Genomic DNA, 25,664 nt, shown 5'->3' with positions numbered 1-25,664 from the left:
ACCGTCGGACCCGGCTCATCGACGACGGCGCCGGGCGGGTGGAGGGCGCAGCGCCGGGTAGTGGCCGACGGGACGCCGCTCGATCGAGACCAGGTCGGCAGCGCGGCGTCAGCTCATCCGCAGGAGGCACCATGAAGGCAGTCGTGTGGCACGGCGTCGGCGACATCCGGCTCGACGACGTCCCGGACCCGACCATCCAAGACCCCACCGACGCGATCATCGAGGTGACCGCGAGCGGCATCTGCGGCACCGACCTGCACTTCGTCCGGGGCACGATGGCCGGCATGGTCCCGGGCACGATCCTCGGCCACGAGGCGGTGGGCGTCGTGCGGGAGACCGGCCCGGGTGTGCGGAACCTGCGCCCCGGTGACCGGGTGGTCATCCCCTCGACCGTCGGCTGCGGTCACTGCTCCTACTGCCGGGCCGGCTACTACGCCCAGTGCGACAACGCCAACCCCAACGGCGCCGCGGCCGGCACGTGCTTCTTCGGCGGTCCGCAGACCACCGGACCGGTCGACGGCCTGCAGGCCCAGTACGCCCGGATCCCCTACGCCAACGTCGGCCCGGTGTGGCTGCCCGAGGAGGTCAGCGACGACGCGGCGATCATGCTGTCGGACATCTACCCGACCGCCTGGTTCGGCGCCCGGCTCGCCGACGTGTCCCAGGGCGACACCGTGCTGGTGCTGGGCGCCGGGCCGGTGGGTCAGTTCGCCGTGACCAGCGCCTTCCAGCAGGGCGCCGGCCGGGTGCTCGTCGTCGACGGCGTCGCCAGCCGGCTCGACCAGGCCCGTGGCCGGGGCGCGGAGGCGATCGACTTCAACACCGAGGACCCGGTCGAGGTGGTCAAGGAGCTCACCGGCGGGATCGGGGTGGACCGGGTGATCGACGCCGTGGGCGTGGACGCCCAGCGGCCGAAGTCCGGCCCGGCCGCGGAGTCGGCCGACCAGCAGGCGCAGCAGTTCGACGCCGAGCGCAGCCAGGTCGCCCCGGACCAGAACCCGCACGGGCAGACCTACGTCGCCGGCGACGCGCCCAGCCAGTCGCTGCAGTGGGCCGTGGAGGCGGTGGCCAAGGCCGGCAGCATCGGCATCATCGGCGTCTACCCGCCGCAGCTGAACGCCTTCCCCATCGGCGCCGCGATGAACAAGAACCTGAGCGTCAAGATGGGCAACTGCAACCACCGGCGCTACATCCCGCACCTGCTGGACCTGGTGCGCACCGGCGCCATCGACCCGTCCACCGTGCTCACCCAGGTCCAGGACATGCCCACCGTCCTGCAGGCCTACGAGACCTTCGACCACCGCGAGAGCGGCTGGACCAAGGCGGTCATCGCCCCCTGAGCCGCCGGCGCCGTCGCCTGCCCTGCGAGGCAGGCGACGGCGCTCACCCAGGACGGCGCTGCCCTCCTCAGGACGGCGCTGCCCTCCTCAGGACGGCGAGGGCACGACGAGCACCTGACCGACCAGGATGAGGGTGCTGGTCAGCCCGTTCGCGGTCATCAGCTCGGCGACCGTCGTCCCCTGGTCCAGCGCGATCTGCCCGAGCGTGTCCCCCGGGACGACGGTGTGGGTCGCCGGCGCCACCACGGGTGCCGGCGCGGGCGCCACCACGGGTGCCACCACGGGTGCCGGCACCGGGACGGCGGTCGGCGGACCGGGCACGGCCAGCACCTGACCGACACCGATCACGGTGCTGGTCAGCCCGTTGGCGGCCATCAGCTCGGCCACCGTCGTCCCCTGGTCCAGCGCGATCTGCCCGAGCGTGTCCCCGGGCACCACCGTGTGGCTGCCGGTCACCGCCGGCGCCGGTGGCGGTGCCACCTGCTCGGAGACCGGGGTCGGCGTGCAGACGGTGGCGAGCGCCCCCGGTTCGGCCAGGCCCTCGACGACCTCCGCGCAGCTGCGGTGGTCGACCCGGGAGGCCACCCCCGTCCACCACGACGTCTGGCCCAGCGCACCGCTCCAGGACTGCGACAGGTGCACATGCCCGGTGTGCGGATCGGCCCCGGTGTAGAGCAGCCAGCCGGCGGCGGCGTTGTCGGCCGACCAGATCCGGCGGTCCCACACGACGTACATGACCCCGAGCCGCCGGGCCTGGTAGGCCGACTCCCCGCTCGGGCCGTCGGCGGTCAACCAGCCGAGGAAGCGGTCGGCGGCGTCGCGCTCCTCGGGGACGTCGGCCCGCAGCATCCAGTCCCAGGCACGCCCCTCCTTGTGCTCGCTGGTGCCGCCGATCGCGCAGTCGCGGCTGATGCCACCGTTGGTCCCGGCGGCGTAGGCGGCGAGGACCAGTGCGGCGAGGTCGGCGGTGCCGGGCTTGGCCGCCGGGTCGCAGACCGTCTGGCCGACGTAGGGCGCCGGCTGCTCGACGACCGGCGGTGCGGGAACGGGCGCGGCGGGCTCGCCGCCGTCCGCCTGCGCTGCCGGGACGAACACCCCGCAGACGCCGACCACGGCGAGCACGGTGGCGCGGCCGACCACGACGGGACGACGGGTGGCCGGACGGCGGCCGGCCGGGTGCCGACGCACCCACCGGGACGAGGAGGGCGCGACGACTCCGGGCAACGGGACTCCAAGGCAGGGGGACGGCGTCGGGCTCATCCCAGGGGGCGCCGCACATCACCGTCCATGCCACCGCCCGGCGGCGGACCCGGATCCGGCGCGGCGAGCACCGTGCGCGACCGCGGCCGCAGATCGGACGCCGCCCGATGTGACGTGGCACACCGAACAGCTGCTCAGCCCGTCCGGGCCGCGTGGTCGTGGCTGTGCCGGGGATCGAGGTCGGGCTCGGAACCCTCGTCGTCACGATCCCGGCCCTCGTCCTCGGCCTGACCCTCGGCCTCGGCCTCGGCGCGGTCGGCCCGGCGGTCGTGCCGCCAGTCGAACGCCCCGATGACCAGGGCCGCGAGCGACGTGACCACGGCCACGGACAGCGCGGCCGCGGCGGCCAGCGGGTACTGCTGGTCGGTGGCGCCGAGCACGAGGTAGAACAGCGCCGGCAGGGCCGCGGTGCCGATCGCACCGCCGAACCGCTGGAAGGTCTGCAGCGCACCACCGGCCGAGCCGGCCATCGCCACCGGCACGTTCCGCAGCGCGAGCGTGATGTTCGGCGAGATGACGAACCCGCCGCCGACGCCGGCCAGCAGCAGGGTCGGGACGATCGCCCAGCCGGTGAGCCCCGTCGGCACGGTGGCGATCACGATCGCCGTGGCGGCCAGGCCGAGCACCACGCCGCTGAGGCCGGCCACGGTCAGCGCCCGGCCGTACCGCTGGACCAGCCGGCCGGCGACCACCGCCGCGGTCGCCGAGCCGACCGCGAACGGCGTCACGGCCAGCCCGGACTGCAGCGGCGACCAGCCCAGCCCGGTCTGGAAGTACAGCGCGAAGGTCAGCCAGATGCCGCTGAAGCCGAGGAAGTACACCGTCCCCAGCGCCACCCCGGGCCCGTAGCCGCGGGTGGCGGTGACCAGCCGCGGGTCGAAGACCGGGTCCTTGCCGGCCCGGACGATGCGCTGCTCCCAGCCGACGAACGCGACGAGCAGCGCGATCCCGACCGGGAAGCACCACCACAGCCGCGACAGGCCGCCGGCCTCCGCCTGCACCAGCGGCAGCAGCAGCGCGAACGCCCCACCGCCGAGCAGCAGCATCCCCGGGACGTCGATCCGCCCGTGCTCCTCCCCCCGCGGGCGGCCCGGGATCAGCCGGACGGCCAGCACGAACGCCAGCACGCCGATCGGCACGTTGACGTAGAAGATCCACCGCCAGCCGCCCGGGCCGGACGCGAGCGCCAGGATCACCCCGCCCAGCACCGGCCCGACGGCGGTGGAGATCCCGACCGTCGCGCCGAAGAACCCGAACGCCCGCCCCCGCTCGGCGCCCCGGAAGAGCTGCTGGATCAGCGCGGAGTTCTGCGGGGCCAGGCAGCCGGCGGCGAAGCCCTGGGCGAGCCGGGCCGCGACGAGCAGTTCGATCGACGGCGCCGCACCCGCGGCCGCGCTGCACAGCACGAAGGCGACCAGGCCGATGAGGAACATCCGGCGGCGGCCGTAGGCGTCACCGAGCCGCCCGGCTGGCACCAGCGCCAGACCGAAGGCCAGCGCGTAGCCCGAGACCACCCACTGCACGGTCGCCGGCGTGGCACCCAGGTCCGACCGCAGGGACGGGAGGGCGACCGACACGATGCTGACGTCCAGCAGCGTCATGAAGCCGACGACGAGCGTCACCCAGAGGGCGTGCCACCGCCGCGGATCGGCGCCTTCGGGGGCATCGGGGTCGGTGGGCACGGGCTGAGCAGGCAGGACGTCCTCCCGGGACGGTGGGGTCGGCGGCCGCTGTCCTGCCGCAGCGTCGCCGACCCGCGGGATCGGTCACGGCAGGGCGGTCAGCAGCTTGTCCAGGGTGACCGGCAGGTGCCGGACGCGCACGCCGGTGGCGGCGTGGACGGCGTTGACCACCGCCGCCGCCGTGCCGACGATGCCGATCTCGCCGATCCCCTTGCTGCCCATGGCGTTGACGTAGGGGTCGTGCTCGTCGATCCAGTGCGCCTCGATCGCACCGACGTCGGCGTTGACCGTGATGTGGTACTCGGCCAGGTCGTGGTTGGCCACCTGCCCCACCGCCGGGTCCCAGGCGCTGTTCTCGTGCAGCGCCATCGACAGCCCCATGGTCATCCCGCCAATCAGCTGCGACCGCGCCGTCCGGGGGTTGATCACCCGGCCGACGCCGAAGACGCCGAGCAGCCGCGGCACCCGGATCTCCCCGGTGTCGGCGTTGACCCGGGCCTCGACGAACTGGGCGCCGAACGCGTACGGGGAGTGGGTGTCGTCCTGCCCGGCCTGGTCGACGTCCCCGCTGGCCTCGTCGCCGTCCCGCGGATCGGCGCCGAACTTCGTGCGGAACTCGCGGGCCGCGACGACGAGCGCGGACCCCCAGGTGTTGGTGCCCGAGGAGCCGCCGGCCACCGAGGCGACCGGGTAGCGGGTGTCGCCGATCCGGACGTCGACGTCGGCGACGTCGACGCCCAGGGCGTCGGCGGTGATCTGCGGCAGGATCGTCCAGGCCCCGGTGCCGAGGTCCGCGGCGCCGATCTCGGCGACGTACCGGCCGCCCTCGTAGCGCACGTTCGCGGTCGAGGTGGCCTGCCGCATGGTCGGGTAGACCGAGGAGGCGACGCCGGTGCCCACCAGCCAGTCGCCGTCCCGGTGCGCCCGAGGCCCGGACCAGCCGAACCGCTCGGCGCCCTCGCGCAGGCACCGCACCAGGTTGCGGCTGGACCACGGCTTCCCGGTCTCCGGGTCGACGTCGGGCTCGTTGCGGACGCGCAGCTCGATCGGGTCGATGCCGAGCTCCTCGGCGAGCTCGTCCATCGCGACCTCGGGGCCGAACATGCCGGGGCACTCCCCCGGCGCGCGCATCCACGAGGGGATCGGCACGTCGAGGGCGGCCAGCCGGTGGGTGGACCGCCGGCTCGGCGAGGCGTACATCATCCGGGTGGGCACGCCGGTCTGCTCGGCGAACTCCTTGACCTTCGAGGTCTGCTCGACCACGTCGATGGCGATCGCGGACAGCCGGCCCCGGTGGTCGGCGGCCAGCTGCATCCGCTGGATCGTCGGGGTGCGGTAGCCGGCCAGGGAGAACATCTGCTGGCGGGTGAGCGCGAGCTTCACCGGCCGGCCGGGCAGTGCCCGGGCGGCCAGCGCGGCCAGCATCACGTTCGCGTGCGGCAGCCCCTTGGAGCCGAACCCGCCACCGACGTAGGGGCAGACGACCCGCACCTGCTCCTGGTCGAGCCCGAACACCTGGCACACCGCGGCCCGGTCGGGGTGCACGCCCTGGGTGGAGTCCCACAGCGTCAGGAACCCGTCGCCGGCCGGCTCCCACAGCGCCGTCGTGGCGTGCGGCTCGAGCGGGTTGTTGTGGTACATCGCCGTGGAGTAGGTGCGCTCCAGCGTGACCTCGGCGGCGGCCATGGCCGCCGCGACGTCGCCCTCGGCGGTGTCGGTCTCGTGCCCGGCGTTCACCTGATCCGGCGCGTACAGGTCCGGCCGGTCGGCGGACAGCTCCGCGTCGTGCGGCTGCTGGTCGTAGCTCACCACGACGGCGTCGGCCGCCTGCCGAGCCAGCTCGGAGGTCTCCGCGACCACCACCCCGATCAGCTGGCCGCGGAAGCCGACGTCCGGCCCCTGCAGGACGGCGTACTCAGCGTCTTCCGTGGAGGCGAGCCGCTCGGCGTCGAACGGGGTGAGCACGGCCAGCACCCCGTCCAGCGCCTCGGCCGCGGCGGTGTCCATCGCGGTGACCCGGCCCCGGGCGATCGTGGCCTGCACCGGGTGGGCATAGGCAGGGTGCTCGACCGGCGTCTCGTAGGCGTAGGTGGCGGTGCCTCGGACCTTGAGCTCGCCGTCCCGGCGCACCAGGTCCTGGCCCATGGCGCGCGGCTCCAGCAGGTCGGTCATGACTGCTCCTCCGGGGGGAGGCCGCGCACGGTGGCGAGCACGGTGCGGGCGACGAGTGGGATCTTGAAGCCGTTGCCGCTGTCGATCCCCGGCTGCGGTTGGGCGGCCGCCAGTTCGGCGGCGATCGCGGCCCGGACGGCGTCCTCGGTCAGCTGCTGCCCGCGGAGCACCTCCTCGGCCCGGGTGGCCCGCCACGGCTTGTGCGCGACGCCGCCGAGGGCCAGCCGCAGGTCACCGTCCGGGGTGACGGCGGCGGCCACCGAGATCAGCGCGAAGGCGTAGGAGGCCCGGTCGCGGACCTTGCGGTAGGCCGAGCGGGTGCCGGCCGGCAGCGCGGGCAGGTCGATGGCGGTGATCAGGTCGCCGTGTTCCAGCACGGTGTCCCGGGACGGGTCGTCGCCGGGCAGCCGGTGCAGCTCGGTGAACGGGACCGTGCGTTCCCCCGCCGGGCCGAGCACCTGCACCTGCGCGTCGAGCGCGGCCAGCGCCACCGCCATGTCCGAGGGGTGGGTGGCGATGCAGGTCTCGGGCGCGGTCGGGTCCGGCAGCGCGGCCGGCGTCCCGAGGACGGCGTGGTAGCGGGTGTAGCCCCCGACCGCGCTGCACCCGCTGCCCGGCTCCCGCTTGTTGCACGGGGTGGTCACGTCCTGGAAGTACACGCAGCGGGTGCGCTGCAGTGGGTTGCCGCCGGTCGTCGCCATGTTGCGCAGCTGACCGGTCGCCCCGGCCAGCAGCGCCTGGGCCAGCACCGGCCACCGCTCCCGGACGCGCGGGTCGGCGGCGACCTGGCTGTTGGTCGAGGCCGCGCCCAGCCGCAGCCCTCCGTCCGGGAGGTCGGTCACCTCGCGGGAGGTCAGCGTGCGGACGTCGACCACCAGGTCGGGCCGGGCCACGCCGAGGCGCAGGTGGTCGACCAGGTTGGTGCCCCCGGCCAGGAAGACCGCGTTCGGCTCGGCGACGACGTCCCGCACGGCCTCGGCGACGTCGCCGGGCCGGGCGTAGGCGAACGGCTTCACCGGGCACCGCCGGCCTGCTGCACCGCGGGCGTGATGTTCACGTAGGCGGCACAGCGGCAGAGGTTGCCGCTCATCCGCTCGGCCACCTCGTCGTGGGTCATCTCCGGCCGGCCGGTGAGGTCCTCGGTGACGTGGCTGGGCCAGCCGCGCTCGAACTCCGCCAGCACCCCGACCGCCGAGCAGACCTGCCCGGGGGTGCAGTAGCCGCACTGGAACGCGTCGGAGTCCAGGAACGCCTGCTGCACGGGGTGCAGCTCCCCGGCCGGGGCCAGGCCGTCGGCCGTGGTGATCTCCGCCCCGTCGTGGGCCACCGCCAGGGCCAGGCAGGTCAGCGTGCGATCGCCGTCCAGCAGCACGGTGCAGGCCCCGCACTGGCCGTGGTCGCAGCCCTTCTTCGGGCTGGTGTTCCCCAGCCGCTCGCGCAACGCGTCCAGCAGGGAGGTGCGGGTGTCGACGGTGAGGCGGTGGGCCTCGCCGTCGACCCGCAGGGTGATCTCGGCGTCCATGGAGCCGCTGGTGCCCGGCCGTCCCGGCCCGGCAAACCCACCGGCCCGGCGCGCCGGGTGCAGTGGTCGCCCAGGTGAACGCTGCACCGACGGCGCGTGGCGGGCTTGATCACCAACTGCGTCCTGGAGTACGAAGACGACATCGACCACAAGCCAGCGGGAGGGGTCACCGGCCCCGCGCCCCGCACCTCAGCCCTGTCCAGGTACCCCGTCCCCGCCCCACGGCAGCCCGTCGGCGCGCGGGGTGGTGCCGGGGTGCGCGCCCGGGCCCGGGCCTGGACCGGCAAGCTGCTGGCGCGCCGCATCCAGAAGCGTGGCATCGACCTCTCCAGCCTGACCTTCATCCCCGAGCGGACCAAGGTGCCGCTCCAGCGGCACGGCATCGACCCCGTCCCCCGGCTGGCCCAGCTGCGGGAGGACGACCCGGTGCACCGGCTGAAGCTGCCGTTCGCCTTCTCCGTGTACCTGGTCACCGGCGCCGAGCACGTCCGGGCCGTGCTGGCCGACCGGGACAGCTGGAGCAACGACATCCGGCACCTGCTGCCGGGCGCCGGCTCGAGCAGCGCCGACGAGGTCGGCGGCCTCGGCTTCACCGACCCGCCGCTGCACACCCGGCTGCGCAAGATCATCACGCCGGAGTTCACGATGCGCCGGCTGGCCCGGCTCGAGCCGATGATCTCCACGATCGTGGCGCAGCGGCTCGACGCGCTGGCCGCTGCCGGGTCCCCGGCCGACCTGGCGAAGCTGGTCTCCTTCCCGGTGCCGTTCCAGACCATCTGCGCGCTGCTCGGCCTGGAGCTGGAGGACCGGGACGCCTTCGCCCGGCTCGGCGTCCAGCGCTTCGACGCCACCGCCGGCGCCGCCGCGGCCTTCGGCGCCGTCTCGGCACAGCGCGAGTTCCTCTTCGACGCCGTGGCCCGGCAGCGCGCGGAGCCCGGCCCCGGGCTGATCGGCCAGATCATCCGCGACGAGGGCGACCGGATCTCCGACGTCGACCTCGCCGGGCTGGCCGACGGCGTCTTCACCGGCGGCTACGAGACCACCGCCGGGATGATCTCGCTGAGCACGATGGTGCTGCTGCGGGACCCGGCGCACGCCGCGCTGGTGCGCGACGGCTCCCGCGCCGACGTCGACCGGGTGGTCGAGGAGCTGCTGCGCCACCTGTCGGTGGTGCAGATGGCGTTCCCCCGGTTCGCCAAGCACGACCTGGACCTGTTCGGCGTGCCGCTGAAGGCCGGGGACGTCGTGCTGGCCTCGCTCAGCGGCGCCAACCGCGACCCCCGGTCGGCCGGGGCCCAGCCGGAGGTCTTCGACCCCCGGCGGCAGCCGACCTCCGGCCACCTGGCCTTCGGCCACGGCATCCACCGGTGCATCGGCGCCGAGCTAGCCCGGATGGAGCTGCGGGTCGTGCTGCCGGCGTTGCTCCGCCGCTTCCCCGACCTGGCGCTGGCCGTGCCGCAGCAGGAGCTGTCGTTCCGAGAGCTGTCCTTCGTCTACGGTTTGGACGAGCTGCCCGTCCGGTTCTGAGCGCTCCCCGGGACGGGTGTGAGCTGTGCCGCGAGTGAACAGCGGACGGCATACCGATGTCCTCGTCGGGTAGTGCCCAACGGAACGCCGGCGACACACATGGAAGAGTCGGCCCTTCTCGAGGACTGGACCCCGCCCATGAGTGGAAACGCCACGCACCGTTTCAGCAACACCAGCATCCTGACCGTGCAGACGGCCGATGCGTCCCAGGTCGTCACCTCCGACGACATCGACGAGCGGCTCGCCGACACCTACAAGCGGGTCGGGCTGCGCCCCGGCCTGCTCGAACGGCTGGCCGGCATCCGCGAGCGCCGGTGGTGGGAGGACGGCGTCAGCTTCACCGACGGCGCCGCCATGGCCGGCGCCAAGGCGATCAGCGAGAGCGGCGTCGACCCGGCCGGCATCGGCCTGATGATCAACACCTCGGTCAGCCGCCGGCACCTGGAGCCCTCGACGGCCGTCGCCGTCCACCACGCGCTCGGGCTCCCCCGCTCGGCGCAGAACTTCGACGTCACCAACGCCTGCCTCGGCTTCGTCAACGGCATGGAGCTGGCCGCGGCGATGATCGACTCCGGCATGATCGAGCACGCCGTGATCGTCAACGGCGAGGACGCGCAGACCGTGCAGGACCGCACCATCGACCGGCTCAACCAGCCCGACACCACCGCCCGGGACGTGATCGCCCAGTTCGCGACGCTGACCTTGGGCTCGGGAGCCGTCGCCATGGTCCTCGGCCGGTCCGACCAGCACCCGGAGGGCCACCGGCTGGTCGGTTCGGTCAGCCGGGCCGGCACCGAGCACCACGACCTGTGCGTCGGTGACAACGACATGATGCGCACCGACCTCAAGGGCCTGCTGGAAGCCGGCCTGGACCTGTCGATGGACATGTGGCAGGAGGCCGCCGCCGACTTCGACTGGCAGCGCGGCATGGACCGCTACGTGATTCACCAGGTGTCCAAGGTGCACACCGCCGCCATGTGCGAGCGCTTCGGCATCGACGAGTCACGCGTGCCGAAGACCTTCCCGACCCGCGGCAACCTCGGGCCCGCCTCGGTGCCCTACACCCTGGCCAGCGCACAGCACGAACTGGTCGACGGCGACCGGGTGCTGCTGATGGGCATCGGCTCGGGGCTCAACGCCTCCTGCCTCGAGATCGCCTGGTGAGCGTGCCGACCGATCTCCCCGCCGGCCTCCCCGGTCTCGACCCGGCCTGGTCCCGCCGGCTCACCGTGGCCGACGGCACCGGCACCGAGCACGACTGGCACCTGCTGGACAACGGCGTGACCGACCCGGTGGGCACGTTGCTCTGCGTGCACGGCAACCCGACCTGGTCCTACCTCTGGCGCCGCCTGGTCGCCGCCGCGCCGCCCGGGTGGCGGGTGATGGCCCCCGACCACCTGGGCATGGGCTTCTCGGAGCGGCTCCCCGGGCCCCGGCCGCTGGCGCAGCGGGTCGCCGACCTCGGCGACCTGACCGCCGCGCTGGGGGTCACCGGCCCGGTGATCACCGTCGGGCACGACTGGGGCGGGGTCCTCTCGCTGGGCTGGGCGCTGGCGCACCAGGAGCAGCTGCGGGGCGTCGTCCTGGGCAACACCGCCGTCGCGATGCCCGAGGGCGACCTCGGCCCAGCGCTGATCCGGCTGGCGCACGCCCCCGGGGTCCGGTCGGTGGCCACGGTCGGCACGCCGCTGTTCGTCCGGGCGACGACGGCGCTGTCCTCCCCGCGGCTGCCGGCCGACGTCCGGGACGCCTTCGCCGCGCCCTACCGGACGGCCGCCCGCCGACGGTCGGTCGGGGACTTCGTCGCCGACATCCCGTTCTCCACCGGTCACTCCTCCCGGGCCGCGCAGGAGGCGATCGCCGAGGGCATCCGTTCCCTCGACGTCCCGGCGTTGCTGCTCTGGGGCCCCCGCGACCCGGTCTTCGGCGAGCGTTACCTGGCCGACCTGCGCGAGCGCCTTCCCCACGCCCAGCTGCACCGCTACGAGGGCGCCTCGCACCTGGTGCCCGAGGACGCCCCGCAGTACGCCGACGCGATCGCCCAGTGGGTCACCGACCTGTCCACCGGGCGGCCCCCCACCGACCGGCCGCGCGAGCCCGGTGCCCAGCAGCGCGGCCTCGGCTCGGCGCTGGCCGACCGGGCCGACGACCACTCCCCCGCGGTGGTCGAGGTCGGCGGTGCGACGGTCAGCTGGGCACAGCTGCACCGTCGGGTCGAGCACCTGGCCGCCGGGCTGTCTGCCGCCGGCATCCGCCCCGGCCAGCGGGTCGCGCTGCTGGTCGAGCCCTCGGTGGACCTCACCGCCGCGGTCTACGCCATATGGCGGGCCGGCGCGGTCATCGTCGTGGCCGACAAGGGCCTGGGCCTGCGTGGCATGCGCCGGGCGCTGCACAGTGCCCGGGTCGACGCGGTCGTCGGCGGCACCCCCGGGCTGGCGGCCGCCCGCGCGATGCGCCTGACCGCCACCCGCATCGCGGCCACCGCGCTGCCCGCGGCCGCGGCCCGCGCCCTGGCGGTCGCGCACACCCTGCCGGAGCTGGAGCGTGTGGGCAGCACTGCGCCCGCGCCGCCGGAGACCGACCTGGACACCGACTGCGCCGTCCTGTTCACCTCCGGTGCCACGGGGCCGGCCAAGGGCGTCGTCTACACCCGGCGCCAGGCGATGGCCCAGCTGGACCTGGTCGGTGCCACCTACGGGCTGTCCCCCGACGACCGGCTGGTCGCCGGGTTCGCCCCGTTCGCCCTCTTCGGCCCGGCCCTCGGCATCGGCTCCGCGGTGCCCGACGTCGACGTGACCGCACCCGGGTCACTGACCGCCGCCGCGCTCGCCGACGCCGCGGCCGCGATCGACGGGACGGTGGTGTTCGCCTCACCGGCCGCGCTGCGCCGGGTCGCCGCCACCGCCGACGAACTGACCGGGGCGCAGCGGACGGCGCTGGGCCGGGTGCGCCTGCTCATGTCGGCCGGGGCGCCGGTGCCGCTGCCGCTGCTCCGGGAGCTGCGGCAGGTGCTGCCCGCGGCCGCCGCGCACACCCCGTACGGGATGACCGAGGCGCTGCCGATCACCGACGTCTGCGCGACCGAGATCGAGGCCGCCGGGCCCGGGAACGGCGTCTGCGTCGGCCGGCCGCTGCCCGGAGTCGAGGTGCGGCTCAGTCCGCTCACCGCCACCGGGGCGGCCGACGGCGAGCTCACCGACACCGTCGGCACGACCGGCGAGATCGCCGTCCGCGCCGCCCACGTCAAGGACCGCTACGACGCGCTGTGGGCCACCGAGCGCGCCGCGTCCCGCGACCCGGGCTGGCACCGGACCGGCGACGTCGGGCACCTGGACGCCGAGGGCCGGCTGTGGATCGAGGGCCGGCTGCCGCACGCGGTCACCACCGCCGCCGGGGTGGTGACGCCGGTCGGCGTCGAGCAGCGGGTGGAGCTGCTGGAGACGGTGACCTCCGCTGCCGTGGTCGGCGTCGGGCCGGCCGGCGCCCAGGTGGCGGTGGTCGTCGTCGTCCCGGCTGACGGCGTGCGTCGCCGGGCCGGGTTCGAGCTCGCCGACCCCGCCCTGGCCGATGCGGTCCGCGCGGCGGCCGGCACCGAGGTCGCCGCCGTCCTGGTCACCGGCCGGCTGCCGGTCGACATCCGGCACCAGTCGAAGATCGACCGGCGGGAGGTGGCCCGGCAGGCGACCCGCACGCTCGCCGGTGCGCAGGCGCACACCCGATGAGGGTGCTCGTCACCGGCGCCAGCGGCATGCTCGGCCGGGCCACGGTGCAGGGCCTGCTGGACCGGGGCGAGGAGGTGACCGTGCTGCAGCGCCGGCCCGCCGGGCTGCCCTGCCGGGAGGTGCGCGGGGACGTCGCCGACCCGGCCGTGGTGGGCCGCGCGGTGGCCGGGCAGGACGCCGTGCTGCACCTGGCCGCCAAGGTCGACGTCACCGGCCGGTGGGCGGAGTACGCGCGGGCGAACGTCGAGGGCACCCGCACCGTGGTCGACGCCTGCCGGCGGGCGGGAGTGGGCCGGCTGGTGCACGTCTCCTCGCCGTCGGTGGCGCACGGCGGCTCGGCGCTGGTCGGGGTGGGCGCGCAACCGGCCGACCCGGCGCGGGCCCGCGGCAACTACTCCCGCTCCAAGGCCGTCGCCGAACAGATCGCACTGGCCGCGGACGACGCCGCCCTCGCCGTCCTGGTGGTGCGGCCGCACCTGGTCTGGGGCCCCGGGGACACCCAGCTGGTCGAGCGGATCGTCGAGCGGGCCCGGGCCGGTCGGCTGCCGGTGATCGGCTCGGGTGCCGCGCTGATCGACACCACCTACGTGGACAACGCCGCCGACGCGCTGCTCGCCGCGGTGGACGCCTGCGGGCCGGTGCACGGGGAGGCGCTGGTGGTCTCCAACGGCGAGCCCCGTCCGGTCGCCGAGGTCCTCGACCGGTTGTGCCGCGCCGCCGGGGTGCCCGGGCCGGCCCGCCGGGTGCCCTTCCGCGCGGCCTGGGCCGCCGGGGGTCTCGTCGAGGCGTTCTGGGCCGCGACGCAGCGCCGGGACACTCCCCCGCTGACCCGGTTCCTCGCCGAGCAGCTGGCGACCGCGCACTGGTTCGACCAGCGCCGCACCCGCGAGGCCCTGCGCTGGACGCCCCGGGTCTCGCTGGACGACGGCTTCGCCCGGCTGACCCGGGCCTACGCGGCGACCTGAGCCCGGGATGCGCGCGGTGCAGGGCGACGGAACAGGCGAGGACGCGGCCTTCGCGCAGTTCGTGGCCGAGCGTCGTCCGGGCCTGCTGCGCACCGCGCTGCTGCTGACCGGGGACCGGACCAGCGCCGAGGAGCTGGTGCAGCGGGCGCTGACCCGGACCCGGCGCGGCTGGCCCACGGGCGATCCGCTGACCACCGCCCGCCGCGCCCTGGTCACCGGCGCCACCGGCCGGGGCCTGCGCGGGGAACAGGTCATCGAGCAGCTGCCCGACCCGCTCGCCCCGGCGGTGGACGACGAGCTGGCCCGGGCGCTCCGCGACCTCCCCCCGCGCACCCGGGCCGCGACGGTGCTCCGCGTCGCCGAGGGCCTGGACGCAGCTGCGGTCGCCGCGCTGCTCGGCCGCCCGGTGGCGGAGGTCGAGGCGGCGGCCGCCGCAGGCGCCGCGCAGCTGCGGCCGGTCGCGCGTCCGGACCCCTTCCGGCGCGAGCAGCCGGCGACGGACGACCAGCGGCTGCGCGACGGGCTGGGCCGGCTGGCCGGAGCCCCGGGCCGGTGGCGGCTGGACGCCGCGCAGGCCGTCGCCGACGTCGGGCACCGCCGCACCGGGCTGCGGCGTCGGGTGCTCGCCGCGGCGGCGGTCGCTGCCCTGGTCCTCACCGGTGCGGTCGTCACGCAGACCCGGCCGGCTCCGGAGCCCCTCGCGACGGCGCCCCCGGCCGCCCCCACGGTCGACGCAGGGCCGTCGGTCCGTGCCGCCCCCGTGCTCACCGGACCGGCCCGCGGCTCCCTCGCCGACGACCCCGCGTTCCTCGCCGCCGTGCAGCAGGCCGACTGGGGTGGGCTGGTGGCGCCGCCGGCTGCTGACCGGACCGTCGTCTTCGCCGGGGACACCCCCTCCGGGCGCGCGGCGCTGGTCGTCGGAACGGTCGACGAGGACTTCCGCGGCACCTGGCTGATCGGGCCGGCCGGGGCCCCGGCGGAGGCGCTTGTGCCGCACCTGCCACCGGGGCTGGCCCGCAGCCGGCCGGTCACCCTGCTGCTGGGCGGGCCGGGCCCGGCGTCGCTGGTGGTGGTCGCCGGACGGGGCGACACGATCGAGGTCTCCGACCGGCTGATGGTCGGCCCCCGCGGCACCGTCGCCCGCAGCTACACGGCGGTGGACGCACCCGACGGCGTGGCCGTCGTCCCGGCCACCACGACCGAGGACGGCCCGGCGCTGAGCGTCCGGGTCACCCGGGAGGGGCGGCTGGTGCACCGGTCGGCCGTCGACTGGCCCGGGGACCGGCCGGGCCGCACCACCCCGCTCCCCGTGCTCGACGCGGTGCGCCCGGTCCTCCACGAGCCCGACGAGCGGGTGGTCGCCGCCGCGCTGGTCGGGCTGGCGGTGCCGCTGGGCGTCGAGCCGGCCGGGCTGCAGCCGGAGCTGCTGTGGTCGGGCACCCTGCCGCTGAGCCGGGGCCCGGGCACCGTCGCCGTCGTCGTCGGCCGCAGCCCCGGCGGTGCGCTGGTGGTCACCACCTGGGCCGGGGGCGGCGGCTGGGCCATCGCCTGCGGCACCGTCACCCCGGCCGGCACCACCCCGGTGGCGTCCCTGACGGTGGCCCGGACGTGCACGGTCGACCTGCCGGGGCTCGGGCAGTCCGGGGACGGCGACTGGCTGGTCGTCACCGCACCACCGGCCGCGACCGCCGTCGAGGTGCTCGGCGCCACCGGCCGGACGCTGGCCCGGCTGCCGCTGGCCGGGGGCGGCACGGTCGTCCCGCTCCCCAAGGGCGCCCGGGACGTGCGGACCCTGGACGCCGCAGGCCAGCCGTTGAGGCAGGTCCCGGTGGCGCCGATGGCCGGTGAGCCGTTCGGCGACTTCGGGTCCGGACCGCCGGGCTGAGCGGCTCACGCCGGCACCGGCGGCGGTGTGCGCTCGACCTTCCCGCTCCGTAACGCGTCGCGACGGCGACGGAAACACCGCGTACATAACTTCGCTCGGCAGTGGGCCGCCGTCCCGCCGCACCGCCGCCGTCGAAGGAGCACCCTGCGCATGAGCACCCCCGCACCTCGTCAGCTCGTCGTCGTCGGCGGCGGGATGGTCGCCCACCGGCTGGTCGAGGCGCTCGTCGACCGGGGCGGGGTGGCCGACGGGGGCTGGCAGGTGACCGTGCTGGCCGAGGAACCGCGCGCCCCCTACGACCGGGTCGCCCTGACCTCGTACTTCTCCGGCCGGGACCCGCAGGACCTGGCGCTCGGTGACCCGGCCCTCTGGGACACCCCGGGGGTGCAGCTGCGCCGCGGCGTGCAGGTGACCGAGGTCGACCGCGCGGCCCGGGTGGTGCGGACGGCGGGCGGCCGGGAGCACGGCTACGACGCGCTGGTGCTGGCCACCGGGTCCGCGCCGTTCGTCCCACCGGTCGAGGGCAAGGACCTCCCCGGCTGCTTCGTCTACCGCACGATCGACGACGTCGCCGCGCTCCGCCAGTACGTCACCGAGGTCGACACCCGGCGCAAGGACAGCACCCACCCTCGCCCGGTCACCGGCGCCGTCGTCGGCGGTGGGCTGCTCGGGCTGGAGGCCGCCGGCGCGCTGACCGCCCTGGGCGTGCAGACCCACGTCGTCGAGTTCGCCCCCCGGCTGATGCCGCTGCAGGTCGACGAGGGCGGTGGCGAGGCGCTGCAGCGGCTGGTCGGGGCGCTCGGCGTGCAGGTGCACGCCGGCACCGCGACGGCCAAGCTCACCGCCGGCCGCGACGGCCGGGTGGCCCGCATGCACGCCGCCGAGGGCTCCGCGGCGGGGCTGACCCACCTGGACGTCGACGTCGTCGTGTTCGCCGCGGGCGTCCGCCCGCGCGACGAGCTGGCCCGGGCCTGCGAGCTGCCGGTCGGCCCGCGCGGCGGCGTGGTGGTCGACCCGACCTGCCGCACCGAGGACCCGGCCGTGTGGGCGATCGGCGAGGTGGCCTGCCTGGACGGGCGCACCTGGGGCCTGGTCGCCCCCGGCTACACGATGGCCGAGATCGTCGCCGACCAGCTGCTGGGCGGCGCCGCCGAGTTCCCCGGCGCCGACCTGTCGACCAAGCTGAAGCTGCTCGGGGTGGACGTCGCCAGCTTCGGCGACGCGTTCGGCACGTCACCGGGTGCGCTGTCGGTCGTCTACGGCGACCCGGTGGCCGGGGTCTACAAGAAGCTGGTGCTCTCCGACGACGCCCGCACCCTGCTCGGCGGCATCCTGGTCGGGGACGCCAGCGCGTACGCCGGGCTGCGGCCGCTCGTCGGCCGGGAGCTGGGTGGTGACCCGGCCGCCTGGCTGCTGCCCGAGGGCGCGGAGGGCGGGCCGGCCTCGGCCGAGCTGCCCGACGACGCCGCCGTCTGCTCGTGCAACAACGTCACCGCCGGCTCCATCCGGGACGCCGTCCGCTGCGACGGCTGCACCGACCTGGGCGCGGTGAAGGCGTGCACCAAGGCGGGCACGAGCTGCGGCTCCTGCCTGCCGCTGGTGAAGAAGCTGGTGACCACCGAGCTGGCCGCCGCCGGGGTGAGCGTCAGCTCAGCACTGTGCGAGCACTTCGACGTCAGCCGGGCGCAACTGTTCGACGTCGTCCGGGTCACCGGGATCACCAGCTTCAGCGAGCTGGTCGACCGGCACGGCCGCGGCCGCGGCTGCGACATCTGCAAGCCGGTCGTCGCCTCCATCCTGGCCAGCCTGGACTCCGGCCACGTGCTGGACGGCGAGCGGGCGACGCTGCAGGACACCAACGACCACGTGATGGCCAACATCCAGAAGGACGGCACCTACTCGGTGGTGCCGCGGATCCCCGGCGGGGAGGTGACGCCGGAGGGGCTGATCGCGATCGGCGAGGTGGCCCGCGACTTCGGGCTGTACACCAAGATCACCGGCGGCCAGCGGATCGATCTCTTCGGCGCCCGGATGGAGCTGCTGCCGGCGATCTGGGAGCGGCTGGTGGCCGCCGGCTTCGAGTCCGGGCACGCGTACGGCAAGTCGCTGCGCACGGTGAAGTCCTGCGTGGGCTCGACCTGGTGCCGGTACGGCGTGCAGGACTCGGTCGCCCTGGCGATCGCGCTGGAACTGCGCTACCGCGGGCTGCGCTCACCGCACAAGATCAAGCTCGGGGTGTCCGGCTGCGCGCGGGAGTGCGCCGAGGCCCGCGGCAAGGACGTCGGGGTCATCGCCACCGACAACGGCTGGAACCTCTACGTCGGCGGCAACGGCGGCTTCACCCCCCGGCACGCGAAGCTGCTGGCCGAGGACCTGGACACCGAGACGCTGGTGCGCACCATCGACCGCTTCCTCGTCTACTACGTGCGCACCGCCGACCGGCTGCAGCGCACCGCGCCGTGGCTGGAGGAGATCGAGGGCGGGCTGGACCACGTGCGCGCCGTCGTCCTGGACGACAGCCTGGGCATCGCCGCCGACCTGGACGCGGCGATGGCCGACCACGTCGAGGGCTACACCGACGAGTGGCGCGCCACCCTGGAGGACCCGGAGAAGCTGCGCCGGTTCGCCTCCTTCGTCAACGCCCCCGACTCCCCCGACCCGTCGCTGTCCTACGTCGTGGAGCGGGGCCAGCCCCGGCCGAGCACCGCGGCGGAACGGACGGCCGGCGAGGCCGCCGGCGCCGTCCTGGTGGCCGGCCCCCGACTGGAGGTGTTCTCCCGATGACCGCGACCCTGCCGCCGGACACCACGGCGTCGACCGGTTGGACGACGGTCTGCCGCTACGACCAGCTGCAGCCCGAACGCGGGGTGGCCGCGCTGGTCGATGGCCAACAGATTGCGGTGTTCCGGCTCTTCGACGGCACGCTGCACGCCGTCGGGCACCGCGACCCGGTGAGCGGTGCGCACGTGATCGCCCGGGGCCTCGTCGGCACCCGCGGTGACGCGCCGACGGTGGCTTCCCCGATGTACAAGCAGGTGTTCGACCTGCGCACCGGCGTCTGCCTGGACGCCCCCGACGACCCGGCGCTGCGGCTGCCGGTCCACCCGGTGCGGCTGCGCGACGACTGGGTGGAGATCGGCGCGGGGGCCGTCGCGCCGTAGGCTCCCCCGGTGCCGGACCCGGTCCCGTCTCCTCAGACGCCCCCGCGGGGTGGGGTGCCGGCCGCCCGGCAGGCGCTGGCGCTGCTCCAGGCGCTGGCCCGCTCCCCCGGCGCCGTCCCGGCGGCTGCGCTCGCCCGCGACCTCGGGCTGCCGCGGTCGACGACGTACCACCTGCTCGCCGAGCTGATCGACGCCGGCTTCGTCGTCCACCTGCCCGAGGAACGCCGGTACGGGCTCGGGGTGAGCGCCTTCGAGATCGGCAGCGCCTACGCCCGCCAGGAGCCGCTGGCCCGGCTGGCCCGCCCGGTGCTGGCCCGGCTCGTCGACGCGGTCGGCCACTCGGCGCACCTGGCCGTGCTGCACGGCCGGGAGGTGCTCTACGTCGTCGAGCAGCGGGCCCCGAGCCGGCCGCCGCTGGTGACCGACGTGGGCGTGCGGCTGCCGGCCCAGCTGACCGCCAGCGGCCGGGCCCTGCTCGCCGGTCTGCCGCCGGCCCAGGTGCGGGCGCTGTTCCCCGACGCGACCGCGTTCGTCGACCGGCACGACCTGGGTCCCCGCCGGCTCTCGGAGCTGCGCCGGCTGCTGGGCGAGGTACGCCGGGCCGGGTACGCCGACGAGGACGGCGAGGTCACCCCGGGCTTCGCCTCGGTCGCCGCGGCGGTGCACGACCACGCCGGCCGGCCGGCGGCCGCGGTAGCGGTCACCTTCCCCACCGAGGACGTCGACGCCCCGGGGCGGACGGAGTTCGCGCAGCGGGTGGCCCGGGCGGCTGGTGAGCTGACCCGCCGGATCAACGGCCGGCGCCCCGACTGAAACGTCTGGTATCCCGGACAGCACTCGGGTCTCCGGCCTGGATTCCCCGCCGCTGGCCAGGTGACATGGGGCCATGAGCACAGCGGTGGACACCCAGCAGGTCGTGGTCGGCAGCGGGCCGGTCTCCTTCGACGACGTCGTCCGGGTGGCCCGGGACGGCTGCGGCGTGCGGCTGTCCGAGGAGGCGCTGGCCGGGATCGCCGCCACCCGAGCGGTCGTCGAGCGGCTGGCCGACGACGACCGCCCGCACTACGGCGTCTCCACCGGCTTCGGTGCGCTGGCCACCCGGCACATCCCGGTCGACCAGCGCGCCCAGCTGCAGCGCAGCCTGATCCGCTCGCACGCCACCGGCTCCGGCCCGGAGGTGGAGCGCGAGGTGGTGCGGGCGCTGATGCTGCTGCGGCTGTCGACGCTGACGACCGGGCGCACCGGCGTCCGGCCGGGGACCGCCCGCAGCTACGCCGCGATGCTGGACGCCGGGATCACCCCGACCGTGCACGAGTACGGCTCGCTGGGCTGCTCCGGTGATCTCGCGCCGCTGTCGTCGATCGCGCTGGCGCTGATGGGCGAGGGCACCGTCCGGGACGCCGCCGGGGAGCTGCGCCCCGCCGCCGATGCGCTGGCCGACGCCGGGCTCGCTCCGGTGCAGCTGGCGGAGAAGGAGGGCCTGGCGCTGGTCAACGGCACCGACGGGATGCTCGGCATGCTGGTGCTCGCGCTGGCCGACCTGCGCCGGCTGCTGAGCACCGCCGACGTCGCCGCGGCGATGAGCGTGGAGGCGCTGCTGGGCAGCGACGCGGTTTTCGCCGCCGACCTGCAGGGTCTGCGCCCGCACCCCGGGCAGGCGGACTCGGCGGCCAACCTGCGGGCACTGCTGGCCGACAGCGGGGTGATGGCGAGCCACCGCGGCCCGGAGTGCACCCGGGTGCAGGACGCCTACTCGCTGCGCTGCGCCCCGCAGGTGCACGGTGCCGCGCGGGACACCGCGGCACACGCCGCCACGGTCGCCGAGCGAGAGCTCGCCGCGGCGATCGACAACCCGGTGGTGACGGTCGACGGGCGGGTGGAGTCCAACGGCAACTTCCACGGCGCCCCGGTCGGCTACGTGCTCGACTTCCTGGCGATCGCGGTCGCCGACGTGGCCAGCATGAGCGAGCGCCGCACCGACCGGTTCCTGGACGCCTCCCGCAGCCACGGGCTCCCGCCGTTCCTCGCCCATGACGCGGGGGTCGACTCCGGCCACATGATCGCCCAGTACACCGCCGCCGGGATCGTCAGCGAGCTGAAGCGGCTCGCGGTGCCGGCCAGCGTCGACTCGATCCCCTCCTCGGCGATGCAGGAGGACCACGTCTCGATGGGCTGGCACGCCGCCCGCAAGCTCCGCCGGGCGCTGGACGGGCTGACCCGGGTGCTGGCGATCGAGGTGCTCACCGCCGCCCGAGCGCTGGACCTGCGTGCCCCGCTGCAGCCGGCCGCGGCCACCGGGGCGGTGCGGGACGCCGTCCGCGGCGCCGGGGTGCCCGGCCCCGGCCCGGACCGACACCTGGCCCCGGAGATCGAGGCCGCCGTCCAGCTGGTCGCCGACGGCGACGTGCTCACCGCCACCGGGCTGCCCCTGCGCTGAGCCGAACCTCATCGGTGAGGTGACGTGAGCAGACCTCGTGATGACTTGATGCCGCCCGGAGAATTCGGCCTGAAGGCAGCCTCAGGGACTGATCGGTGATCTAGCGGAGGGGGCGTTGTCCATCGTTCACGACTCACAGCATTCGCCCACGCCTGCTCAAGGGAAGCTGGAAACTACCGCCCTGAGCGCGACCTCGCAGGCCTTGGCCTCCATTCCGTCGCTTGATCACTTTCGCCGCCTGGGTCTTGCGGCCTACACCGCGGCGGTGCCGGCAACACCGATACGCGGGCCGGCCGCCGTCGGCATAACCAGACTCACCCTCTCGGTGCTGCATGCCCTCAAGCCAGCGATGACCAGCCGGCAACCGCCGCACCCGGTCACGCCCCTCGAGGACGCAGTGCTCCCCTTGTCCGGAGGCCTGCGAAGTCGAGCAGTAGGAGGCTGCCCCACAGTCCGCGACCACCGAGTACTTCCCTGTCCCATGAACAAGGGGTGCACGGCCCTGAGACACACGGCAGGCGACGGCATAGGTTGCTACCCAGGCTAAGAGCGGGGTGACTCGCGTTCAGCGATTCGCGGGAGCCCGATGTGACGCGGACACTGTCTCAAGCCATAGTCTCGAGTCGAGAGAGTGCGATTTAAAGGGGTGCCCACCGGTGACTGTAGCGCAGTACACCAGCCTTAGCCTGATAATTCTGGGCGCTCTGCTGAAGTCATGGAACCTTATCGCCTCCTTCAGGTGGGCCCGCCGGAGGGGCGCCGAATATGCCCAAGCCGCCGAGTCAAGTCAGCTAGAACAGAAGCAGGAGTATCGAGACCTTCTTCGACACAATTTCGACGGTGCTTTCGTCCCCTTTGGCGCTAAGAGCCTCCGCCTGTACAACTTCAAGAGATCTTACAAGTGGGCCGAGATACTGCTCGCCTCAACATTCAGAAGCTCGCCACTGTTTGTCGCCTGGTGCGCGGTGGTGATCCTCGCAGGACAGCTTTTTGGTCTTGATGAATATCCCTTGAAGCTGCTCGCGGCGGGCGTGGGCTTCTGGATGGTCCTTTACTCTATAGGGCTCCTCCTTGAAGCCATAATGTGGTCGCTCATGGCTGAGAATTATAGTGTCGCCTGGGGGCTACTAAAGGTGCGCGGCCCCGCGAGTACCGCTCGCCGGAGCCGAGCCGTCAACGACATATATCTACTGGGCTCCGTCGTGGTCTTGGCAGTCCTTAGCCTGTCCGTTGCGATTGCGGGCACAGAAAAAAACTTTCCGGGATTCAAGGGATTTTCAACACTTCCGTCACACGATCCCTGGACAGAGACACTGGCGAGGCTATCGACCGCGATGTACTACGTGATGGTGAACATCGCGACAGTGGGAGACGAAGACGTCGTGCCCACGGAACCCGCGGCGCGCTCCCTGGGGGCACTGACGATGGTGACGGTTGTCTTGGTGCTCGCATTCGTTGTCTCAGCAATCGCCAGCCGCTTCCGCAATGACACTGGCGACGTCGACTTGCCGGGTTCGACCATCGATGTCGTCCGTCGCCGACTCTGGGTTCTTATACCAGCGCGCGACGAAGCGCCGACCATCGCTGGAATCATTTTGGCTGTCCAGGAGTCGCGGTACGCCGAAAGATACGACACGCGCATTCTCGTGATCAACGATCGGAGCGTCGATGGCACTCCTTTTGTGGCGTCCGAGGCAGGGGCGCAGGTTATTAGCACGAGAGGCATGCACGGCCTTGGCGAGGCGTTCAAGCTTGGAGTGGAAACGGGATTAGCGAATGGCGCGGACATTTTTCTCGTCGTGGACGCAGATGGCCAATACTTGCCAAAGGAAGCCGCACGTCTCTTGGAGCTGGTCGAGGCTGGTGTCGGTCTCGCTATTGGAAGTAGGTTGACGTTGAGGCCGAAGTGGATGCCCTGGGCGCGCTATCTGACAAATCGAACCTTCAGTCGCCTAATTGCGGTGACACTAGGTCAACCGGAGACGGACACGCAGTCCGGCTTCCGAGCGTTCAGCAGTTGCGTCGCTCGCCAGTGCCCAACCACGAGCTCATTTACGTACACGCAAGAACAATACGTCCTGGCCGTTCGCGGAGGTTATCGTGTCGAGTCATGCGCGGTATCGTTCGAACCAAGAATGCACGGCTGCAGTAGACTCGTCCGATCCACCGGCGATTATGCGAGAAGGGTGCTACCAGTTACGATTCGTACGTGCATTAGGTCTGCTAAGCACTAGCTGTCATCAAACGCTAAACGGTGTTTCCGTCACCCAGTGACGGACAGCGCGGCGTGACAAGCGTGTGGCGCCCCGTAGTGGGCCGCCCAGGGGACAAAAGGCGGCCTTAGGGACTTGTCGTCACTAGCGTAACTGGGTCCACAGAAGTGATGGCACCCCCCAGATCAAGCCACTGCCGTTTGTCAGCCTTAGGGAGACTGGCTCGCCGCTCGCGGGCCAACTGTCTTCACGTTCCCCAGCCAATTAGGTATTGCGTCGAGAAGTGGCTCCACGAGTTTCCACGCACCGTTGTAGCGCTGCATGGCCGACTCGTCCCGCCATTCCGCCGTCAAGAGGGCGAGCTCATTAGAGACGTCCTGCAGCTCCTGCGCGAAGGACTTATCCATTTCCGCAATGAGTGCGGCGGCGAGCTCGAGTTTGGCTCTGACCCTAGCTATCAATTCTAGGTCGTGACGGCGAGAAGCATCGTCGGGAACTCCAATGAATGACGTCATGCACTCACGAAAGGCGTCAATCACATGAGCCCGCGCCTCTTCTCGCTTGGCAAGCCCGCGCGCGTGCCGATTGGTGAAGTAGACAGCGATTGCACTGGCGACACCGGCCAGAATGCCTCCTATGACACCGCCGGTGATCCCTTGGTTCACGTTGACCCACCCACCGAAGATGTCTCCCAGCCAGCGATCCACGGAAGCACCCTACTAGAAGCACGGCTTCCGTCGTCAGACGCCAGTGTTAGCCGCACTGGTGGCTTCCGGGTGGCCACTCCTCCCCCATTGGCTACTTGACCGCCACCTGGCCGTCGGACAACCAACTGAGCAGCGTGTAGAGGGCTGCCGCCGCCACAGTCATAGCCTCCACGGACTTCGTCAGCCAAAGGACCGGCAGCAGGAAAGCCACACTGGCGATAAAAGCGGCCACCTTCAGCCAATTGATGCCCGTTCCGCCGTCACCGTTTGGCCCTGGCGGCTGCTGCCCTAGGCTCCCGCGCATTCCCTGGTTGTCGATGGCTCGGCTTCCGCGGAGCCGGGACGTCCCTCGGTTCCCCGGGGGGCGTTGCAACGATTCCCCGGACGTCTTGCTCCGAGCAGATCGTGCAGTACGTACCGAAGTTGTGGACAACCCCTGCCAGGCCGCCCGTGCGGTCTGCTTGTGAATAGCTGTGTAATCAATCCCTGGGTCCGGATCACTCAAGTTGCTGCTCCCCGCTTAGCGGCGTGCACAGACTGAGCGCACGGGACGCGGCCAGTTGATGGAGTTGGTTGCCAACGAGCAGGTAACGGCGGTCGAAGCGTGGTCCGACGCAACTATCCCGTCTGGCGGCGCCAGGCGGTCTAAACGCCCTCGGGCCTAAAGACGTATTCGCCCTCGGGATGTGAAACGCGCCGCTGGAGGGTGTCCCCAAGTGAGCCGCTACGGGATACAAGTCTCTAGCGTCAGGCGCTGTCAGCAGGCATCAACCGCAGCGCCTCAGCCCGTGGGAACTCAGCGGGCTCATCGCCGTCGCCGTAGGCCTCCAGGCGGGTCGGCACGAACCTGTCTTCGTCTATCAGGACATGGACGACCAGGCCGGTGTTGTCGTCCACAGCTTCCGCGAAGATGTCTTGCCGCTCCAGTCCTCAGCGCCTCGGGAGTCCTCCAACTCGACCGTGGCGCACCCGCAGTCGCACTGACCCACGACCCGCACGTGTGGCACCGACGCCAACACTCGGTCGGCTCCCGGACGTCCGTCGCTGAGCAAGAAGCGCAGGGTCTCCTGT

General features: G+C 73.3%; 18 protein-coding genes. 11 read left to right on the top strand and 7 right to left on the bottom strand.

Annotated features, from left to right (window positions below; translation table 11 throughout):
* Positions 1 to 131 precede the first annotated feature (131 nt).
* Complete coding sequence (locus tag O2W16_RS07630) at positions 132 to 1,340, top strand: zinc-dependent alcohol dehydrogenase (protein ID WP_269158214.1); 1,209 nt, start codon at positions 132 to 134, stop codon at positions 1,338 to 1,340.
* Positions 1,341 to 1,427: 87 nt separating this feature from the next.
* On the opposite strand, the gene O2W16_RS07625 is transcribed toward O2W16_RS07630, so the two are convergent.
* The 5 genes from O2W16_RS07625 to O2W16_RS07605 all read right to left on the bottom strand — a co-directional run bounded on the left by O2W16_RS07625 (position 1,428) and on the right by O2W16_RS07605 (position 7,976).
* Positions 1,428 to 2,564 (bottom strand): LysM peptidoglycan-binding domain-containing protein, encoded by a 1,137-nt coding sequence (locus tag O2W16_RS07625; RefSeq protein WP_269158213.1) that lies wholly within the window; start codon positions 2,562 to 2,564, stop codon positions 1,428 to 1,430.
* A 170-nt stretch (positions 2,565 to 2,734) separates the two neighbouring features.
* On the bottom strand, positions 2,735 to 4,282 hold the full coding sequence (locus O2W16_RS07620) for an MFS transporter (RefSeq protein ID WP_269158212.1): 1,548 nt from the start codon (positions 4,280 to 4,282) through the stop codon (positions 2,735 to 2,737).
* Positions 4,283 to 4,366: 84 nt separating this feature from the next.
* Entirely contained in the window at positions 4,367 to 6,454 is a 2,088-nt protein-coding gene (locus O2W16_RS07615) for a xanthine dehydrogenase family protein molybdopterin-binding subunit (protein ID WP_269158211.1), read from the bottom strand.
* Complete coding sequence (locus O2W16_RS07610) at positions 6,451 to 7,470, bottom strand: FAD binding domain-containing protein (RefSeq protein WP_269158210.1); 1,020 nt, start codon at positions 7,468 to 7,470, stop codon at positions 6,451 to 6,453. The genes O2W16_RS07615 and O2W16_RS07610 overlap by 4 nt, the downstream gene beginning before the upstream one ends.
* On the bottom strand, positions 7,467 to 7,976 hold the full coding sequence (locus O2W16_RS07605) for a 2Fe-2S iron-sulfur cluster-binding protein (RefSeq protein ID WP_269158209.1): 510 nt from the start codon (positions 7,974 to 7,976) through the stop codon (positions 7,467 to 7,469). Before O2W16_RS07605 ends, O2W16_RS07610 begins: the two co-directional genes overlap by 4 nt.
* 255 nt (positions 7,977 to 8,231) lie before the next feature.
* On the opposite strand from O2W16_RS07605, the gene O2W16_RS07600 reads away from it, so the two are divergent.
* From O2W16_RS07600 to O2W16_RS07555, 10 genes are all read left to right on the top strand, one after another.
* Entirely contained in the window at positions 8,232 to 9,503 is a 1,272-nt protein-coding gene (locus O2W16_RS07600; protein WP_269158208.1) for a cytochrome P450, read from the top strand.
* A gap of 138 nt (positions 9,504 to 9,641) precedes the next feature.
* Complete coding sequence (locus O2W16_RS07595) at positions 9,642 to 10,667, top strand: 3-oxoacyl-ACP synthase III (protein WP_269158207.1); 1,026 nt, start codon at positions 9,642 to 9,644, stop codon at positions 10,665 to 10,667.
* Positions 10,664 to 13,225 (top strand): alpha/beta fold hydrolase, encoded by a 2,562-nt coding sequence (locus tag O2W16_RS07590; RefSeq protein WP_269158206.1) that lies wholly within the window; start codon positions 10,664 to 10,666, stop codon positions 13,223 to 13,225. The genes O2W16_RS07595 and O2W16_RS07590 overlap by 4 nt, the downstream gene beginning before the upstream one ends.
* Positions 13,222 to 14,190, top strand: a complete 969-nt coding sequence (locus tag O2W16_RS07585) for an NAD-dependent epimerase/dehydratase family protein (protein ID WP_269158205.1) — start codon at positions 13,222 to 13,224, stop codon at positions 14,188 to 14,190. Before O2W16_RS07590 ends, O2W16_RS07585 begins: the two co-directional genes overlap by 4 nt.
* A gap of 7 nt (positions 14,191 to 14,197) precedes the next feature.
* Entirely contained in the window at positions 14,198 to 16,075 is a 1,878-nt protein-coding gene (locus tag O2W16_RS07580; RefSeq protein ID WP_269158204.1) for a sigma factor-like helix-turn-helix DNA-binding protein, read from the top strand.
* Between the two features lie 150 nt (positions 16,076 to 16,225).
* A complete protein-coding gene (nirB, locus tag O2W16_RS07575) occupies positions 16,226 to 18,859 on the top strand; it encodes a nitrite reductase large subunit NirB (protein ID WP_269158203.1) in 2,634 nt (877 codons plus the stop codon).
* Positions 18,856 to 19,236: a nitrite reductase small subunit NirD gene (gene nirD, locus O2W16_RS07570; RefSeq protein ID WP_269158202.1), complete on the top strand. Its 381-nt coding sequence runs from the start codon at positions 18,856 to 18,858 to the stop codon at positions 19,234 to 19,236. Before nirB ends, nirD begins: the two co-directional genes overlap by 4 nt.
* A 9-nt stretch (positions 19,237 to 19,245) precedes the next feature.
* Entirely contained in the window at positions 19,246 to 20,049 is an 804-nt protein-coding gene (locus O2W16_RS07565) for an IclR family transcriptional regulator (protein WP_269158201.1), read from the top strand.
* 73 nt (positions 20,050 to 20,122) lie between these two features.
* Positions 20,123 to 21,673 (top strand): histidine ammonia-lyase, encoded by a 1,551-nt coding sequence (gene hutH, locus O2W16_RS07560; RefSeq protein WP_269158200.1) that lies wholly within the window; start codon positions 20,123 to 20,125, stop codon positions 21,671 to 21,673.
* A gap of 656 nt (positions 21,674 to 22,329) precedes the next feature.
* The gene (locus O2W16_RS07555; protein ID WP_269158199.1) at positions 22,330 to 23,907 is read left to right on the top strand and encodes a glycosyltransferase; all 1,578 of its coding nucleotides are present in this window, start codon (positions 22,330 to 22,332) and stop codon (positions 23,905 to 23,907) included.
* A 188-nt stretch (positions 23,908 to 24,095) separates the two neighbouring features.
* Here the strand turns inward: O2W16_RS07555 and O2W16_RS07550 are convergent, their stop codons facing one another.
* Complete coding sequence (locus O2W16_RS07550) at positions 24,096 to 24,593, bottom strand: hypothetical protein (RefSeq protein ID WP_269158198.1); 498 nt, start codon at positions 24,591 to 24,593, stop codon at positions 24,096 to 24,098.
* Between the two features lie 747 nt (positions 24,594 to 25,340).
* Entirely contained in the window at positions 25,341 to 25,490 is a 150-nt protein-coding gene (locus O2W16_RS07545; RefSeq protein ID WP_269158197.1) for a hypothetical protein, read from the bottom strand.
* Between the last annotated feature and the right edge of the window lie 174 nt (positions 25,491 to 25,664).

It is taken from the genome of Modestobacter sp. VKM Ac-2984, from assembly GCF_026967985.1.
Lineage (GTDB): Bacteria > Actinomycetota > Actinomycetes > Mycobacteriales > Geodermatophilaceae > Modestobacter.
This window is presented reverse-complemented; position numbering and strand designations above follow the sequence as displayed.

What these genes read in the sequence shown, in the direction of transcription:
- nirB (WP_269158203.1), top strand. Translation starts at nt 16,226, where the DNA reads ATGAGCACCCCCGCACCTCGTCAGCTCGTCGTCGTCGGCGGCGGGATG.
- O2W16_RS07595 (WP_269158207.1), top strand. Translation starts at nt 9,642, where the DNA reads ATGAGTGGAAACGCCACGCACCGTTTCAGCAACACCAGCATCCTGACC.
- hutH (WP_269158200.1), top strand. Translation starts at nt 20,123, where the DNA reads ATGAGCACAGCGGTGGACACCCAGCAGGTCGTGGTCGGCAGCGGGCCG.
- nirD (WP_269158202.1), top strand. Translation starts at nt 18,856, where the DNA reads ATGACCGCGACCCTGCCGCCGGACACCACGGCGTCGACCGGTTGGACG.
- O2W16_RS07615 (WP_269158211.1), bottom strand. Translation starts at nt 6,454, where the DNA reads ATGACCGACCTGCTGGAGCCGCGCGCCATGGGCCAGGACCTGGTGCGC.
- O2W16_RS07585 (WP_269158205.1), top strand. Translation starts at nt 13,222, where the DNA reads ATGAGGGTGCTCGTCACCGGCGCCAGCGGCATGCTCGGCCGGGCCACG.
- O2W16_RS07580 (WP_269158204.1), top strand. Translation starts at nt 14,198, where the DNA reads ATGCGCGCGGTGCAGGGCGACGGAACAGGCGAGGACGCGGCCTTCGCG.
- O2W16_RS07605 (WP_269158209.1), bottom strand. Translation starts at nt 7,976, where the DNA reads ATGGACGCCGAGATCACCCTGCGGGTCGACGGCGAGGCCCACCGCCTC.
- O2W16_RS07630 (WP_269158214.1), top strand. Translation starts at nt 132, where the DNA reads ATGAAGGCAGTCGTGTGGCACGGCGTCGGCGACATCCGGCTCGACGAC.